The 16,639-nt window shown below is 39.6% G+C and carries 15 protein-coding genes and 1 CRISPR repeat array; of the genes, 13 read left to right on the forward strand and 2 right to left on the reverse strand.

Going from position 1 to position 16,639, the window contains the following annotated elements; translation table 11 throughout:
- The 3 genes from PL11201_RS23140 to PL11201_RS23150 all read left to right on the forward strand — a co-directional run.
- Positions 1–1,032, forward strand: a 1,032-nt coding sequence (locus PL11201_RS23140; RefSeq protein WP_144017884.1) for a TIGR03985 family CRISPR-associated protein, incomplete at its 5' end; no start/stop codon positions are given.
- 69 nt (positions 1,033–1,101) lie between these two features.
- The gene (locus tag PL11201_RS23145) at positions 1,102–1,350 is read left to right on the forward strand and encodes a UPF0175 family protein (RefSeq protein WP_079681213.1); all 249 of its coding nucleotides are present in this window, start codon (positions 1,102–1,104) and stop codon (positions 1,348–1,350) included.
- On the forward strand, positions 1,347–1,841 hold the full coding sequence (locus tag PL11201_RS23150; protein ID WP_079681214.1) for a PIN domain-containing protein: 495 nt from the start codon (positions 1,347–1,349) through the stop codon (positions 1,839–1,841). Before PL11201_RS23145 ends, PL11201_RS23150 begins: the two co-directional genes overlap by 4 nt.
- A gap of 80 nt (positions 1,842–1,921) precedes the next feature.
- Positions 1,922–4,362: a CRISPR direct-repeat array (repeat unit 37 nt; unit sequence GTTTCCGTCCCCTTGCGGGGAAAAGATAGAAAACTAC).
- Between the two features lie 361 nt (positions 4,363–4,723).
- Here the strand turns inward: PL11201_RS23150 and cas2 are convergent.
- On the reverse strand, positions 4,724–5,008 hold the full coding sequence (gene cas2, locus PL11201_RS23155) for a CRISPR-associated endonuclease Cas2 (RefSeq protein WP_079681215.1): 285 nt from the start codon (positions 5,006–5,008) through the stop codon (positions 4,724–4,726).
- A 352-nt stretch (positions 5,009–5,360) separates the two neighbouring features.
- Positions 5,361–6,371, reverse strand: coding sequence for a CRISPR-associated endonuclease Cas1 (gene cas1, locus PL11201_RS23160; protein WP_079681216.1), 1,011 nt, complete (start codon positions 6,369–6,371; stop codon positions 5,361–5,363).
- Between the two features lie 132 nt (positions 6,372–6,503).
- On the opposite strand from cas1, the gene csx18 reads away from it, so the two are divergent.
- From csx18 to csx2, 10 genes are all read left to right on the forward strand, one after another.
- Positions 6,504–6,815 (forward strand): CRISPR-associated protein Csx18, encoded by a 312-nt coding sequence (csx18, locus tag PL11201_RS23165; RefSeq protein ID WP_079681217.1) that lies wholly within the window; start codon positions 6,504–6,506, stop codon positions 6,813–6,815.
- 64 nt (positions 6,816–6,879) lie between these two features.
- Positions 6,880–7,797: a CRISPR-associated ring nuclease Crn3/Csx3 gene (gene crn3, locus PL11201_RS23170; protein ID WP_079681218.1), complete on the forward strand. Its 918-nt coding sequence runs from the start codon at positions 6,880–6,882 to the stop codon at positions 7,795–7,797.
- 15 nt (positions 7,798–7,812) lie between these two features.
- Positions 7,813–10,146 (forward strand): type III-A CRISPR-associated protein Cas10/Csm1, encoded by a 2,334-nt coding sequence (cas10, locus tag PL11201_RS23175; protein ID WP_079681219.1) that lies wholly within the window; start codon positions 7,813–7,815, stop codon positions 10,144–10,146.
- A 1-nt stretch (position 10,147) separates the two neighbouring features.
- Positions 10,148–10,705: a Uma2 family endonuclease gene (locus PL11201_RS23180; RefSeq protein ID WP_144017874.1), complete on the forward strand. Its 558-nt coding sequence runs from the start codon at positions 10,148–10,150 to the stop codon at positions 10,703–10,705.
- Between the two features lie 12 nt (positions 10,706–10,717).
- Entirely contained in the window at positions 10,718–11,179 is a 462-nt protein-coding gene (gene csm2 / locus PL11201_RS23185) for a type III-A CRISPR-associated protein Csm2 (protein ID WP_079681220.1), read from the forward strand.
- 3 nt (positions 11,180–11,182) lie between these two features.
- Positions 11,183–12,133 carry a type III-A CRISPR-associated RAMP protein Csm3 gene (gene csm3 / locus PL11201_RS23190; RefSeq protein ID WP_079681221.1) on the forward strand — a complete coding sequence of 317 codons (951 nt, stop codon included), beginning with the start codon at positions 11,183–11,185 and terminating at the stop codon, positions 12,131–12,133.
- Between the two features lie 3 nt (positions 12,134–12,136).
- On the forward strand, positions 12,137–13,219 hold the full coding sequence (csm4, locus tag PL11201_RS23195; protein WP_079681222.1) for a type III-A CRISPR-associated RAMP protein Csm4: 1,083 nt from the start codon (positions 12,137–12,139) through the stop codon (positions 13,217–13,219).
- 8 nt (positions 13,220–13,227) lie between these two features.
- The gene (csm5, locus tag PL11201_RS23200) at positions 13,228–14,529 is read left to right on the forward strand and encodes a type III-A CRISPR-associated RAMP protein Csm5 (RefSeq protein WP_079681223.1); all 1,302 of its coding nucleotides are present in this window, start codon (positions 13,228–13,230) and stop codon (positions 14,527–14,529) included.
- 39 nt (positions 14,530–14,568) lie between these two features.
- Complete coding sequence (gene cas6 / locus PL11201_RS23205; RefSeq protein WP_079681224.1) at positions 14,569–15,345, forward strand: CRISPR system precrRNA processing endoribonuclease RAMP protein Cas6; 777 nt, start codon at positions 14,569–14,571, stop codon at positions 15,343–15,345.
- The gene (csx2, locus tag PL11201_RS23210) at positions 15,342–16,598 is read left to right on the forward strand and encodes a TIGR02221 family CRISPR-associated protein (RefSeq protein WP_079681225.1); all 1,257 of its coding nucleotides are present in this window, start codon (positions 15,342–15,344) and stop codon (positions 16,596–16,598) included. The genes cas6 and csx2 overlap by 4 nt, the downstream gene beginning before the upstream one ends.
- Positions 16,599–16,639: the final 41 nt, after the last annotated feature.

Here is a 16,639-nt window from a genome sequence, read left to right on the forward strand (position 1 = left end):
GGGGGAGTAGGAGGAGTAGGGAGAGTGTGCTCGCTTGCTAAATATAAACAATCAACTATTAGTTGCTACTATGGGGGAAATTCTCCAAAGTTGCCTATTCCCTCAATAACTAATAGCCTGAATTTTTCGGGACTATCTAAAACCCAACTTTGGGGACTATTACGAGTTTTGGAGTCCGTTGTTTTTGTGCAGCCGAATTTAGAGGTTGTGGTACAGTCTTTATGGGAAGCATTGGTGGAAAATGGAGTTAAACCAATTCAGGAAAAAGAATCAGAACCCCAAAAGCGAATTTTTATTAATTTAGATTATATTCTAGCCGATGAAAACCAGGATCGGGTTGACGGTTATCAAGAACAAATTGAACTGTTATGGCGTGATCCCATTGGTGGGGTAATTAATTTTAAAACCTGGATACCCGCCCAGGAAAAAAAAGTGGAAGTTACGGTTTATCCGGTGTGTTTGCATTATGTTCGCCGGGCAAAATATCTCAGTGCTTTTGGGTTTGACCCGGAGGGAAAGTTGGGCTGGCATAATTATCGGTTAGATAGAATAGCTTCAGAATATCTTAGGGTTTTGTCCTGGGGCGATCGCCATATTCCCCCGGAACTTAACAACCTCTGGTTAACTGAAAGTCTGCCTACTTCTGATCAAATACAAACGGAATTAGATGCGGCTTGGGGGTTTAATTTCTATTTACCGAGTCAATTATTAATTATGCGATTTAACCCATATTTCGACCGTTGGTATGTGAATAATACCGACAGACACCCCACCTTTAAGCCGATTTCCTATACCGATTTACCCCAATTAATTCGCCGTCATATTCCTAATTTAGAGGAACAAAAGGCGGTATTAGATATTATTCGCCAACGTTCTCCCCAGGATTGCTATTATCAAGGATGGATACGGGTGGGGGATATTAATGTGTTAATGCGGTTACGAGAATGGCGGGGAAATGGGGAAGTTATTGCTCCTTTTTCTATTCGTCAACGGTTACATCAGGAGGCGTTAGATGAGTTATCAAATTATTAGAATATGGGATATTTTAGAAAAAATTGCTATAGTGGTTTCAGAGTTTGAATTCTCTAGGGAGGTGTTTCCATGACTATTATAATCTCCGATGAAATTATCCAAGCCTCTCAACTAACCCCAAAGGAGTTTTGTCAAGAAATTGCACTCTATTTATTTGAGACGGGTCACTTAACAGTCGGTTATGCCAGTCAACTGGCGGATATGCCTACTGATGTTTTTCGTCAACTTCTGAAGCAGCGCCATATTCCTCTTTATTCCTATGATGTGGAAGATTTTGAACTGGACTTGAAAAACTTGCGGGAGTTGGGGCGATTGTGATTATTATTAGTGATACATCGGTAATTACAAATCTAGCAGCAATTGGATATTTGCACCTCCTCCCTCAACTCTACAACCAAGTTACGATTCCTGAAGCTGTTTATGCTGAACTTGTAGATATTGATCCTCCTGTCCCTGGGACTTTGGAAATTCAAGCGGTTTCATGGCTTGAAGTTAGACCCGTGTTGCATCATGATTGGGTAAAAAGGCTTCAAGGTGAGGCTAAGTTAGATCTAGGGGAATCTCAAGCGATCGCCCTAGCTTTAGAAATTGATGCAGATTTATTATTAATTGATGAGCGTCGTGGAAGGGCAGAAGCTAATCGTTTAGGACTCAAAATTACTGGGTTATTAGGTATTTTGGTTGAGGCTAAATATCGCCTTCTAATTGTTGATGTAAAACCTCTCATAGATAGTTTGATTACTACTTCTGAGTTTAGAGTGTCTTCAGTTCTGTACGAGCAAATTTTAAAAATGGTAGATGAAGTCTGAATTTATTTGTACTGATTTTACCCCTTTACTTAAAAAATTAAAACTTACGCAAATAAACTATTATATAACTATTTAGTATTGTTTCCGTCCCCTTGCGGGGAAAAGATAGAAAACTACCGGGGGGAGAGATTCAAGTGCATAGCGATCACCTGGTTTTACTCTCCTGTTTCCGTCCCCTTGCGGGGAAAAGATAGAAAACTACCTATAAACCTTCTAAGAGATTTAAGAAATAGTTAAAACATTATAGGGTTTCCGTCCCCTTGCGGGGAAAAGATAGAAAACTACCTGAAGTTGAAATTGCTACACCTCGTGAAGGTTCTACCAAGAGCTCTCACTTGTTTCCGTCCCCTTGCGGGGAAAAGATAGAAAACTACTTGTGGTAGTTCAGGAAGTAGAGATTATTGTTAATGATATGTTTCCGTCCCCTTGCGGGGAAAAGATAGAAAACTACACCAGGCATACTTCCTAGGAACACTTAGTCGCAATACAGAGTTTCCGTCCCCTTGCGGGGAAAAGATAGAAAACTACCCACCCCTTTTGTTCTTCCCATCCCCATTCATTAGCAGGACGTTTCCGTCCCCTTGCGGGGAAAAGATAGAAAACTACTTATGTTTACTCATTTAAAAGGACAAGGACCACGACTGTTTCCGTCCCCTTGCGGGGAAAAGATAGAAAACTACTTAGATACTACTAAACCATCTGGTGATATTAAATGTTCTAAGTGTTTCCGTCCCCTTGCGGGGAAAAGATAGAAAACTACTCTCATCAACTGCTTCGATTTCTCTGATAAAAAGGGTGGTGCCCTTGTTTCCGTCCCCTTGCGGGGAAAAGATAGAAAACTACTTGATGGTAAGTTCGATTGCTTGGCAATCGAAAAACGACGTTTCCGTCCCCTTGCGGGGAAAAGATAGAAAACTACGAAGACTTAAAAATTCAGACACCCAACCGGAATCACTTTTAATGGATTGAAGTTTCCGTCCCCTTGCGGGGAAAAGATAGAAAACTACCTCAGGGAGTAAATCCCCTTAACGTTGAAGTGGATGAATGTTTCCGTCCCCTTGCGGGGAAAAGATAGAAAACTACTGATTTAGTAAGTCCTTTCTCCTTCTTAATCTGAGTAATATTACGTTTCCGTCCCCTTGCGGGGAAAAGATAGAAAACTACACTAATGGTGAGGCTGTTTCACCTCGACTTTTCAACGTTTCCGTCCCCTTGCGGGGAAAAGATAGAAAACTACTTGACACTTTGCTGAATCCTAGTTCAGAGGAAGGTCAGAATTACTGGTGTTTCCGTCCCCTTGCGGGGAAAAGATAGAAAACTACCAAGGATTTGAAGTACGAACTACTACTACTAATAAAGTGTTTCCGTCCCCTTGCGGGGAAAAGATAGAAAACTACTTGAGAAACTCGTTTTTTGATGATGTCATCCTTTCTTTTTAATAAGTCTGGCAGGTTTCCGTCCCCTTGCGGGGAAAAGATAGAAAACTACTTATGCAGCAACAGCTTGCCGCATTAAGTCTGAGTGTCTTTGTTTCCGTCCCCTTGCGGGGAAAAGATAGAAAACTACTTCCGAAGATGTAAAAGATATCCCTGATGTTAAAACAGGTTTCCGTCCCCTTGCGGGGAAAAGATAGAAAACTACAACAAAATAATAGCTCTAGCTTCATCTTCTGTACTTACTTGTGTTTCCGTCCCCTTGCGGGGAAAAGATAGAAAACTACAAAAGATTTATGAGGTATTTAATCTTTGGGATTAAAGAAACCTTAGTTTCCGTCCCCTTGCGGGGAAAAGATAGAAAACTACGCAAGTAAGAAACAAATTAATAGTAAGGATGTTCCATCATTTGTTTCCGTCCCCTTGCGGGGAAAAGATAGAAAACTACTGGATTAAGAGAACGTCATCGGTTAGCCCAACTTGAAAAAGGTTTCCGTCCCCTTGCGGGGAAAAGATAGAAAACTACCGATTCAAATGATGTGAAAAATATCCCAGATTACAAAGTTTCCGTCCCCTTGCGGGGAAAAGATAGAAAACTACATGTTGACTAGTCAAGCACTTGCTTAACATATAAAACTTTATAGGAGTTTCCGTCCCCTTGCGGGGAAAAGATAGAAAACTACAGGGTGTAGTTCTGACTGACAACCTTCAGCAAGCAATGGGTTTCCGTCCCCTTGCGGGGAAAAGATAGAAAACTACGTTATTGCTGATGAAGGTGCTGCAGTCCCTGATAAATATAACATGGTTTCCGTCCCCTTGCGGGGAAAAGATAGAAAACTACCCTACTGGCAAGCATTAAATTTTTGCCAGCTTTAGACTGTAAGTTTCCGGTTTCCGTCCCCTTGCGGGGAAAAGATAGAAAACTACACTTATAAAATATTTAATGTGCTAGTATATATAGTATACCAAGTTTCCGTCCCCTTGCGGGGAAAAGATAGAAAACTACTGTGTAGTCAAGGCGATGATGCTATGTTACGAGAAGGGTTAGAAAGTTTCCGTCCCCTTGCGGGGAAAAGATAGAAAACTACCCTACCCTTATGGAAACCTTACGCTATTTAGTTTTCAAAGTGCGTTTGCGCGAGAGTACGGATAAAGGGCTGGTATAAAAACGAAAATAGGTTATTTTTAACTGCCCGAACCTGTAAATTTCTCGATATTCAAGACTATAACCGAATTTCCCTAACGAGTCAACCCCCAAATCCATAAAAATCTCAAAAAATCTTCATCCCTGACGTCGTAACGCTTTCTAGCTTCTTGCGACAACGAAGGAGAAAACCCCACAAAACATTACAATCCCATAAAACCCCATAAAATAGAACGCTTAACCCCAATTTGTTGATCAAATCCGAGTTAAAACGTTCTAAAAATCTGAGAAAAAGTAATATTCCGTTACAAAATCAGATAATCCGGCGGTTCATAGGGCGGATCACTGCCAAACACCCGGGTCTGTTGCTTGGCCATATTATCCAAAGGATAGACCCGCAAACTATCCTCATCCAACTTCAACACCTTCAGCCAACGCCGTTCTAACAAATGTTCCAAAACCGCAGGTTTCAAGGGACATTCAAAAACCGAATATTGCACCCGTTGACAACGCTGTTCGAGCAATTTTGCCAACTTATTCCGGCGCTTATCATCTCGGACATCGTAACAAACTAACCATAATTCAGCCATCAGCGATCGGTTATTAGTTAACAGTTGTAGGGGCGGGTTCTTTTAGATCTTTGCTAATCACCTCAATCTCGATGAACCCGCCCGTACCAGCTATCAGTCATCAGTTATTAGTAGACTTAAAATCTACTACTTTCTTTCTAGGTTAGATCCCCCCTGGCTTAAAAAAGGGGGGAACCGGACGTATTGTTCACCAGTATTTATTACCTAAACCATAATTAACCCACCTTCGTGATCTTCAAAGTCCCCGTTTTTAATATCTTCAAAGTCCCCCTTTTTAAGGGGGATTTAGGGGGATCTAATCTAGGATAAAAACACTAATCTTCCCCATTCGTAATTCGTAATTCGTAATTACTTATTTCAACACAAAGCCCTGATAATCTAACCTCGACTCCACCAGACATCGGGCCAGCGATCGCGCCTGTTCCAATAAAATTTGACTCAAACTTAACCGACGATTTTGAGCCGGATACAGAAAAGGTTCCCGCAGACGACGCTCTAGTTGTCCTAACAATAACTTTTTCGCCGTTACTCCCAACCAGATCCCCTCCCCATCGGGAGACGGTTGAAAATCCTCCCGTTGCAGTAAATCAGATTTAATTATAGAAATCACCGCCTGATCCACCACCACCGGGCGAAATTCCTCCATTAAATCTAATACCAAATTCGGGCGATAGGGTTCAGTGGCGTGGAAAAACCCCAAATAGGGATCAAGTCCCGCCTGAACACAAGCCGCAAATACCCGCGCCAGTAATACCCCATAACCCCAACTCAATAGGGCATTAATGGGATCAAGGGGCGGGCGGCGGTTGCGTCCGGTAAAATTCCACTGGGGCGGGAAATAATGCCGCAACGCCTGATAATAGGTGCGGGCACAAATTCCCTCAATTCCCATCAATTCGGAACGGTTGAGGGGAGTGGAAGTATTTTTCAACTGGATCATATAGGCGGCGATCGCATCTATCGCTTCAGCTAACTCGCTAATTTGGGCTTTTGTAGACCGATGGCGCTGTTGAAGTAATACCCGTTGGTTACGAATTTTTGCCATCACTAAAAGTTGGGCCAGCGCCATCCCAAAAGTTGTATCAACTATTCGATATTGGGCTAGTCTGAACATCGGGTTAGTTTGAAATTGTCCCTGAAGACGTCCGCGAAACTGTCCATCCCGTCGGAGAAATAGGGTTTCTATTCCTCGATCTAGGAGTTGGGCGATCGCTTCATCGGTTAACTGGACTCCAGGCAAAATCACCACTAAGGTTAATTCCCCTAACCGACAGCTATGGGTTTTATCCTGATATTTGACCGAAAAACTCTGATTTTGATAGCGAACAACCGTTCCAGGTTCTGTTAAGTATAGAGTTGTCATAGCCACAAATTACAAAACCAGCAAACCCGGTTATTGTCTCGGTGCTGTGGAAGACCCCATTTCTACACCCAGCCATAATGAAAGATAAGAAATCAGCAAACCTGGTTTCTCAATTTTATCGAGAATTGCGATATGCCAATTTCCTTAGCTCGACTCCTGGTTCGTTACCGTATTCTGAGTGTAGCGATCGCCAATGCAGGTATTACCTGGATCATCTTAATTATTGCGCCCCTGGGACTTTTTGCCGTGATTACCTGTACCCTAGCTGTGTTTATGGGTAGTCTGATCGTGACTACGTTAGGCGATCGGGCACTCGATCATCTCTTACACCTCGAAGGCGAACAACTGCGACAAACAGACCTGACCCCAAACCCTGGTGCATCAACGTTTCAAAGCGATCGCCACCTATCCCACCCACAACGCCGAGAAATCAGCGATCGCTAATTTACCAAAAATGCGTAAAACCTGAAAATTGAACCGATATGAATATAGATCCCTATTAACCGCCATGTCCGTTTGCTTACATCTAAGTCCATCCCAAACCCATGAAACCCTGTCCTATCAGATATTAACCCTAGAACTGACCGGACAAGACCGAATTATTGAACCCCAGGATATTGCAACCCTGGAACTCCCAACCGGAATTAACCCCCAGGGGGGAATAGTGATATCAGGACGCGGCCCCATTTGGTTATATGGCTACCTGATCCATGAACTCCATCCGACCGCTTGGATCGCCTGTTATGACCCCCGTTTGGGGGCGATCGTGGTTTCCAGTCATAGCCGAAAAGTGAGGGTAGGTCAAGTTTTACCCCTAGCCATTTCTCTTTTTAATCAGTCCCCCGCCCCCGATCCCCTGTGTCCTGCCTTGATGATTGTTGGGCCGCCGGATAGCGGGAAAAGCGTCCTGTCCCATGCCTTATTTAAAGCCCTTCTGCCCGAATATCCTAACATTTATTTACAAAGAGCCCATTGGGATGGAGAGGGCAATTATAGTTTAGAGTTAGGAGAGGATAAAACACCGGAGGTGATCGAAACGTTTAAAGCCCAAAATCGAGGCGGGTTAACGGAGCGTTTTTATCCCTATCATGCCCAGGGTATCCTACAACTGCGACGGCAGAAATCGTTAATTATTGTGGATGTTGGCGGCATGGTACAACCGGACAAGTATCCTATATTAGAGGCCTGTAGCCACTATTTGATTATTAGTTCTAAGCCCGAAGCGGTCAACCCCTGGCACGAATTCTGTGGTCAAAGAGGGAATTTAACCCCTGTAGCGGTGATTTCTAGTGTGTTAACGAATACGGAGGAGGTGCATCAAATTCAACCCTATATTGAGATTACCAGTGGCGCTTGGGTGATGGGTCAAGCTCCTGCTATTCCAGAAGTTTTGTTAAAGAAAGTTAAAGCCTTAATTCATAATTAAACAGAAGGATATCAGATGAATAATTTAGAGGATCATGTATCATTTAAGGCTGCACGGGGAGTGATGCAGCAAGCTGTTGTCGAATTACTAAAATGGTCTAAGTTTAGTTTAAATAGTGAGTTTAAAACAGACTTAGAGAATCAGGCAATTAATAAGGCTAAACAACTATTCTCGTGGACAGAAACCAGCGAAATTAAACCCCTACGTCTATTATTTGATGCGGTTAAACTAGAGCATAAACAAGATAATATCTATTACGCCCAACCCCAAGTTATTGAAAATCAAGATCCAATTATTCCCTATCCAGTCAATCAAGAACCAACAGCAAATGAATTACAGACTCTTAAAGATCAAATTAATAAAGAAATAAAAGAACTAAAATTAAATCAATCTGACTGGGATAATTTATCATTATTAACCCTAATTGTTGAGAAATACGGATCATTTATCAGTTTTGTTTATCCTAATGTCGCCTTAATTGATATAGCGCGTTCAACGGCGGCGGTAGCTTCGGCGTTAGCAGAAAATTCTGAAGCTCAAAACCTCTATTTAATCGCGGGTGATTTATCAGGAATTCAAAATTTTATCTATACAATTTCTTCCGATGGGGCGTTAAAATCTTTACGCGCTAGAAGTTTTTATTTAGAATTAGTCACAGAAGAAATTGTTCAACAACTGTTAATCGAATTAAAGTTACCTAAAACTAGCGTTATTTATGCGGGGGGCGGAAATCTCTATATTCTGTCATCGGGAGATGAAAAAAAAGCTAAAGATGCGGTTCAGGAAATAGGCGATCGCTTTAATAAATGGCTCATAAAAAGTTTTCAAGGTAAAGTATTTTTAGCGTTAGATTATGTTGAGTTACCAACGATAAACGTAAGTCAAAAATCTCTCTCGGAAGCGTGGGAAAAAGTTCCTCAAAAGTTAGGAAAACTCAAACATCGAAAATTTGAAGCAGAAATTAGTGACTTTCTAGCCATAAAATCCAGTTATGAGCCCTGTGGAGTTTGTCATCGAGATGATACGGAAAATTTAAAACCCCTTTCTGATCAAGATTCGGTTTTAGCTTGTCCAACTTGTCGAGATATGTTTGCTTTAGGAGGAGAATTACTCAAAGTTGATCTGATTATTCGCTCTCCAGAAAAAGAATTAACAGGATCACACCATCGGATTGATTTTGAATGGGAGCAAACCCCCATTTACTATCATGTTTTTCGCCAGTGGAAACAGATTACTACTCAAAAATCTGATACGGTATTATTAGTTAATGATTGGGATTTAGAACACTATCGTTTTCGCTGCTTTAAAAATCCATCTCCTTTGTTTTTAGGACAATATGCTCAAGAAAGTTACGAGGAACAAAATTCAACCATTCGTGCTAATGAATTAACGGATATGGCTGAAGGAATTAACCGAGTTGGTTATCTGCGAATGGATGTTGATAAACTCGGTCTAATTTTCGCCAAAGGGTTAGGAGATGATCAAAATTTACCCAGACTCGCGGGGTTATCTCGACAAATGACTTACTTTTTTAAGGTATATCTGAATAGTTTAGCGAAAAATCGTAAGGATAATTTCTTTCAACCTTTGGGAAATTCGGTAAAGTCTTTAAGTCAAAGCGATCGCCAAAATTTAGTATTTATTTATGCGGGAGGAGATGATCTATTTATTAGTGGAGCGTGGAATGAAGTTGTGGAATTTAGCTTTGATGTTTATCAATCCTTTCGCCACTATACCGGTCAACATCCAGATATTACTATTTCCGGTGGAATTAGTTTAGCGGGAGCAAAATTTCCCCTCTATCAAGCCGCTTCAGAATCAGGAAGTGCTGAAGAAAAAGCTAAAGGAAATGGACGGGATAGTTTGGGGTTATTTAATGCAGCATTAAAGTGGGAAGAATGGTTAGGTAAAGAAAATATAAAAGTTGCACAATTACAAACCATTGATGCTAAAATCAAAGAATATTTAGGAACGGATTCTCTCCCGGATCTGTTTGGAGTTCTGCCCTTTGTGCAAAAACTTCAAACCCTAGAATTAGAAGTAAATACCTCCAGAAATTTTGTCCGTAACTTATTAACAACGGCTCAACTCCAAGAGCAGAAAATTAAAGATTTTAAAGATAAACATCAAGAAAAAGGAGATGAACATTCCCTAAATGATATTCGATACTATTTGCATTTACCAAAAGTTGCCTATACTTTAGCGAGACTACCGGATAAGGTTCGCAATAATGAAGGATTTAGACCCGTTATGACTTCCCTAAAAAATCCTTATAATGCTCCTTATTTTCGAGCGATCGCTACTTGGATAGAATACTTAAATCGTCGATCAAATTCTCAGGATTTATGATATGATTACAATAACAACTCCCCCAAAACTTTCATTTGAAAACTATCTAAATTATGATGATGGGACAGATAACCGTTATGAGTTAGAAGACGGAGAATTAGTTCTAATGAATCCCCCAACATTTGATCATGCGTTAATTATCCGCTTCTTAACAAATGCCTTGGAAGCAGAAATTAATCGAGTTAATTTGCCTTGGATAACATTGCATAGTATAAGAGTCAGAACATCTATTAATCGCTCTCGCATCCCAGATATTTCTGTTATAAATAGAGAGCAAATCACCCGCAGGGATATATCAGCTATTGTCGAATCAGCAATTATAGCAGTAGAAATTGTTAGTCCCGAATCCAAAATTAGGGACTACCGCTATAAAAGATCAGAATATAGCGTTGTCGGGATTCCTGAATATTGGATTGTTGATCCAAGCGAACAAAAAATCACCATTTTGCAGTTAGTGGAGGGACTGTATGAGGAACAAACTTATCAAGGAAATCAGAGAATTATTTCTCTGACTTTCCCCGAACTCAATTTAACCCCGGAACAGATTTTTAACCTATAATTTGAGTTACTTATGCCCATTGATAAAGACATTGAAGACTACATCAAATCTCTGAAATTTCTCAAAGACTATTCAATTAGAGATTTAGTTAAACACGCTCAGGAATTTGGCCCTTATCTAAAAGAGCAGAGATTGGAAACTAACCAAGTTCGCAAATTTTTAGATGCTATTAATCGACTGAAAGTTAAAATTACTCAAAATGCTGATCAAAGTGATCAAAATACTGAGGAAAAGAACAAAAAAGTGTTGAGCAAAGAAGAAAGTAACAAGAAAGTGTTCAGTAAAATTGAGCCAGAAGTTGTCTTGTTAAAGCCTAAACTTGCCTATGCTGCCGCTCGACAACCAGCCGCTAAACCACTTAGTAAAGTGATATCTGTCGCCATTGACAAAGTACATAGTATAGAAGACTTTGAACGACTTGTTCAATTCATTGAATCAACCATTGCCTACCATAAAGCTGAAGGAGGAAAATAAATCATGACTGTAATTGATAGACCTCAAAAAAACTTACTCGGAAAAATTATTATTAACAGTACATTGGTAGTTGAAACCGGATTACATATTGGCGGTGGCGGTGAAAATTTAGATATTGGGGGGTTAGATAAACCCGTTATTCGTGACCCCATGACCCAGCGCCCTTATCTCCCTGGTTCTTCAATTAAAGGAAAGCTGCGGGCGATATTAGAACGGTGGTTAAAAAAACCCTTAAATCGTTCAGGAGGAAGCGGAACCTATCGTTATGAAAGCGACGATTTAGAAGACGGATATACAGAGATTTCTCCAGGTAAATTTGTGCGCTATCAAGGGGCAAAAACCTGTGAATTAAGTCGAGTATTTGGGTCAACGGGAGGATCAAGCTGTTATCTCAAAGCTGATATTATTGGATTAGAAGAATTAGAAAATAAAGGCAATCCTCAAACCATTAATGGTGAAACCTATATCAAAACCAAAGGACGGAATCATCCCGCACGATTAATCGTTAGAGACTGTCATTTAACAGAAGAATCCGCTAAACAACTAGAAAAAATTGACACAGGTTTGTATATGACCGAGTGGAAATTTGAAAATGGAATAGATCGAGTGACGGCGGCGGCAAATCCTCGTCAATTAGAACGGGTTCCCGCCGGTTCTAAGTTCAAATTTGAAATAGTATATACCGTTGAAAATGAAACTCAAGCCGCAGAAGATTTAGAGAATTTAGCGATCGCCCTTGCCATTTTAGAAGACGATGCACTCGGCGGTCATGGTTCCAGAGGTTACGGAAAAATCCGCTTTGAAAACTTCAAGATTGAGTATCGGGATATTGAACGTTATCGACAAATTGCCAGTGGCGATGGAAAATTCCTCCCCGTAGCGATTAAAGATATCGGAGAATTCTTGAGTCGTTTTAGTGATGTCAAAGCCCTGTTATCTGACAAAAAATCATAAATTATGAGTAATTGGAAATTAATTAGACTCAATTTCGGGCAAACACCTGCCCATTTTGGAGAAGTGGGAATCGGACTAGAAGAAAGCCGAGAAAGAGTCCGATCCGATACTTTATTTAGTGCTTTAATCAGTAGCTATGCTCGTTTGTTTGGTACACAAAAGGTAGAAGAACTATTAGGAAACTTTCAACAATCGCCTTGTTTTCGTCTGAGCTCTACCTTTATCTATCGTTATCAAAAATTAAAGTATACCTACTATCTTCCTAAACCTTTAGCTTTCCCTAAAAAATATCCAATTGGAAATGATTTAGAGTTTACCAAAACCTACAAAAAACTCTCCTATTTGCCCTTAGAGGTTTGGCAACGATGGTATCAAGGAGAAGGATTTACAGACAGCGATCGCCTAGAACTAATTCATACAACAAACAAAACTGCAAAAGATAACGATCCTTTGCACAAAGCTGGAACCTTTGACTACAATCAAGCCTTCAAAATTGATAAAAATCCAAAAGTTGCAATTGATCGCACCACTCGATCTACTAACTTTTATCATACGGGTTTTGTCCATTTTGAAAGTCACCCCAATGAAGATAAAAGCAAACCAGAGAACCACTCAGGATTATATTTTATTCTGCACTTTCCTACAACTAATCCCCACCTAGAAAAAGAAATTCAGGCGACTTTAATTTTCTTAGGAGAAGAAGGATTGGGCGGAGAACGTTCGAGTGGTGCAGGACGTTTTAAAATGGAGTGGTTAGACTTAACCCCAGAGTGGAAAAAAGTAGTTCAGCATCAACAATCAAACTACTGTTTAATTAGTTTGTTTTGGGATGATTATGATTCAATATCGCCGGAACTATTAAACCATGGCGCTTGTTATGATATTCAAGAGCGAGGGGGTTGGATAGCATCTTCTCCATCCGGTTATCAAAAACGGCGAAAAATGGTGAGAATGTTTACAGAAGGATCGGTTTTTTCCGCTTGTCCTCAAGGAAAACTTGCTAATGTCACCCCGGAGCGATTTAAAGATCATCAAGTTTATCGGAGTGGAGTCAGTTTAAGTCTACCCATTTCTATTAATTCCTAATCAAAATTATGGTTGCTACTCAACAGTCCAAAATCAAAAAACCCGAAGTCTATGACTCTCGAAGAATTAGATTAACCAGTCCTATTTTACATATTGGATCTGAAGTTTCCAAGTTAAGTCCCTTTGAATATGTACAAACCTCTAATAAAGTTTATCTTCCCGATAAAGAAGCATTAGCTAGAGGTTTACAGTCCAGAGGTAAACTGCAAGATTATATTAATGCTATTGATAATAGAAGGGAAATTACAGGCATTCTCAGACAAGCATTTGGGGAAAATTGGCAAACGGCAACGGATACCAATGAAAATCCTATTTTTCCTGAAATCGGGATTAGCAGTAACTGGACAGGGACAGAAGATAAAATTACTGATCTACGTCCAATGATTAGAAATGGTTTCGGACAGCTTTATATTCCCGGAACTTCGATTAAGGGGGCGATGAGAACTGCGATCGCTTATTATCTGATTAAACACGCCGATAAATATAAAACCCCGAAAACAGTCAGCCATATTGAACAACAATTAAGACGAAAATTAACATCCGGTGAACTCAGGGGTGCGTTTAATCAAAAGTTTGCCGATGACAACTTATTTATGAATAGTCTCTTTTCTGATTTTACCTTAAAATATCAGGAGTATGCGCCCCAAACCAGAACAGGGCCAAATACAGACTTTATGCGAGCAATTCATGTGAGTGATACTGAACCTTTGCTGAAAAAAACATTAACTCCTGCTAATGGAAATAAAACTATAGTTAATGTACCCATTGTTACGGAAGTCTTAGTTTCTAGCCACTTTGAGAATAATAATGCTAAACATCGAGCGTCTATTTACGCGGAAATGGTGACAGATGTTAGAACAGAATTTACTCTCACAATTGATCATGAAATGTTGAGTTGGTTTCGCCATCAACAAGGAATGATTATTCCCTTTAAAAATTCACAAGAACTCTTGAAAATTTGCCAAGAATTTGCTCAGGAACAATGGGATGGAGAGCATGATTATTGGAACAATATTGAAGATCATAAAAACCAAGGAAAAAACTTGTATTTTGATAAAATTAGAGATTTTTATGAAGATGAAAAATGTCCTTATCAAACTCGATTAGGTTGGGGAAGTGGGATGACAGGAACAACAATTAACTGGTTATTAAAAGATGATTTAAGATCCCAATTGCGAGATACCTGTGGGATTAAAGCACCGGGTTTTGAAGCTCCAAAATCTCGAAGGACAGTTACTAATCAAGACGGAGACAGCAGTTATCTCCCCGGATGGGTGAAGCTTCAACTCCTTAAAAATCAGCAACCTTAAGCAACAGGGTTTCTTGCTATTACCTAACAATTTTTAATCATGCTCATTCGTTCAACTTGGATATTAACCCCCAATGAAACCACCATTTTACCCCGTGCTTATAGTTTGGAATTGGTGAAACAACTCCATGAACAATTAGGATTAGAAATTGGGAAAGAAGCAATTCCTTCCGTATCTTTTGCCGGATTAACGGGACGTTGTTTAGCATCAGAAGGATTTTTAACCTTTAATTTAGGAGAGTTTTATCAATTATCATTATGTGGATTAGAAGAAAGAGCCGGAAAAGCGATCGCATCCCTCAATCTTTCCGATTCTATCACATTTTTAGGGGCAAATTTTAATATTATTAATCGAGAAGATGAGATTACCAGTTATGAAGAACTTTATACCACCTTAGTTGCCAATGAACCCGAACCCACCAGAAAATTTAACCTACAATTTGTCACCCCCACCGCTTTTTCTCAACAGCAAAACCATTTATCCTTACCTGTTCCAGCGTTAATGTTTCGCAGTTGGTTAGAGCGTTGGAATCATTTTGCACCCATTTATTTAGGAGGTGATGAATTAATTGCTTATTTAAGTGGTTTAATCAAATTACAAAAGCATCAATTAAAAACCCGTAACTTTCAACTCCCCCGTGGTTATTTACCCGGGTGTACGGGTCAAATTACCTTACAAGTTCCCCATCGAATTGATCCATTATTAGCAAATGTGGCTCATTTATTAGTGAATTATGCTACATTTGCGGGGACGGGGGTTAAAACCCGATTGGGGATGGGGAAAACACAAATTAATTCTTATCAAGGTGAACCATGAAAATTATTTCTTTTTTAGGCTTTAACCAGTATATTGAAACAATGTATCTTCATCCTCAAGGAACTGATAAGTGTTTCACAGCTTTTTTTCAAGAAGCACTTGTTCAGTTTTATCAACCTAAAACTTTATATGTATTACTCACTCAAACTGTAGAAACTCAACCCCCAAGAAATGCAACAGAATCTAACTGGACTGTATTACAAAGACTGTTAAAAGATCGAGTTCAGTTAGAAGCTATTAAGAATATTCCAGAAAGGAATAGTCCTGAAGATATTTGGTGTATGTTTCAACAAATTGATAATTGTTTAGAACCTGGGGATAAGGTTATTTTTGACATTACCCATAGTTTTAGATCCGTTCCTATTTTAGCCTTAATTGCCGTGAGCTATTTGCGAGTAGTGCGCCAAGTAACTATTGAGGGATTACTTTATGGTGCTTTTGAAGCCAAAAATAAAGAAACCAATGAAACACCCACTTTTGACTTATTACCCATTGTGAGTTTATTAGATTGGACAACTGCAACCGATCAATTTATCAAAACAGGGAATGGGGAATCACTAGCAAGTTTACTTCATAGTAGTAATTCTCAGACCGAAAAACTAGCAGCAAGTATTGATGGAATTTCCAAAGGATTACAACTTCTAAGACCTATGGATGTTATGCAAGAAGCAGCAATGTTACCCCATCATATTGCAGAAGCATCACCTATAGTTTCTCAATCTGTTCCTCCATTTACCAGTTTACTTGAGCGTGTAGAAAAAGATTATGGTAATTTTGGTTTAGAAAATCCCTCTGATTATATAAATCATCCTCAAGCATCTTTACTGCGACAACTCAAGATCATTGAATGGTATGCAGAAAAAGGGCAAACTGTTCAAGCTTTATCTTTAGCTAGAGAGTGGCTACCTTCTTTATTATCTTATCACTTTAAACTAGATCCTTTGGATAAATCTAATCGAGAAGAAATGGAACTTTTATTAGCTGGAGGTAAAATCAAAGACTCGGAAGGAAATCTAATCAAAGAATCAGTTTACTTAGAACAATGGTCAACTTTACCTAAAATACAAAAAAGCCAACTTAATCGTTTATGGGGTAGTGGTTTTAACCTGGCTAATCTTCGTAATGATGTTTTACACGCAGGGTTTCGTAAAAATCCTAAACCCGCTCAAGAAATTCTTGAAAAAACACAAAGTATTATTCAAGAATTAAAACTGGTAGCAAAAACTTGGAATTTAGAAGATGATAGCCTTTAAAAGTAGGTTTGCTTGAGAAACAAATTTCACTTATTCTCACC

This window comes from Planktothrix sp. PCC 11201 (assembly GCF_900009135.1).
GTDB lineage: Bacteria > Cyanobacteriota > Cyanobacteriia > Cyanobacteriales > Microcoleaceae > Planktothrix.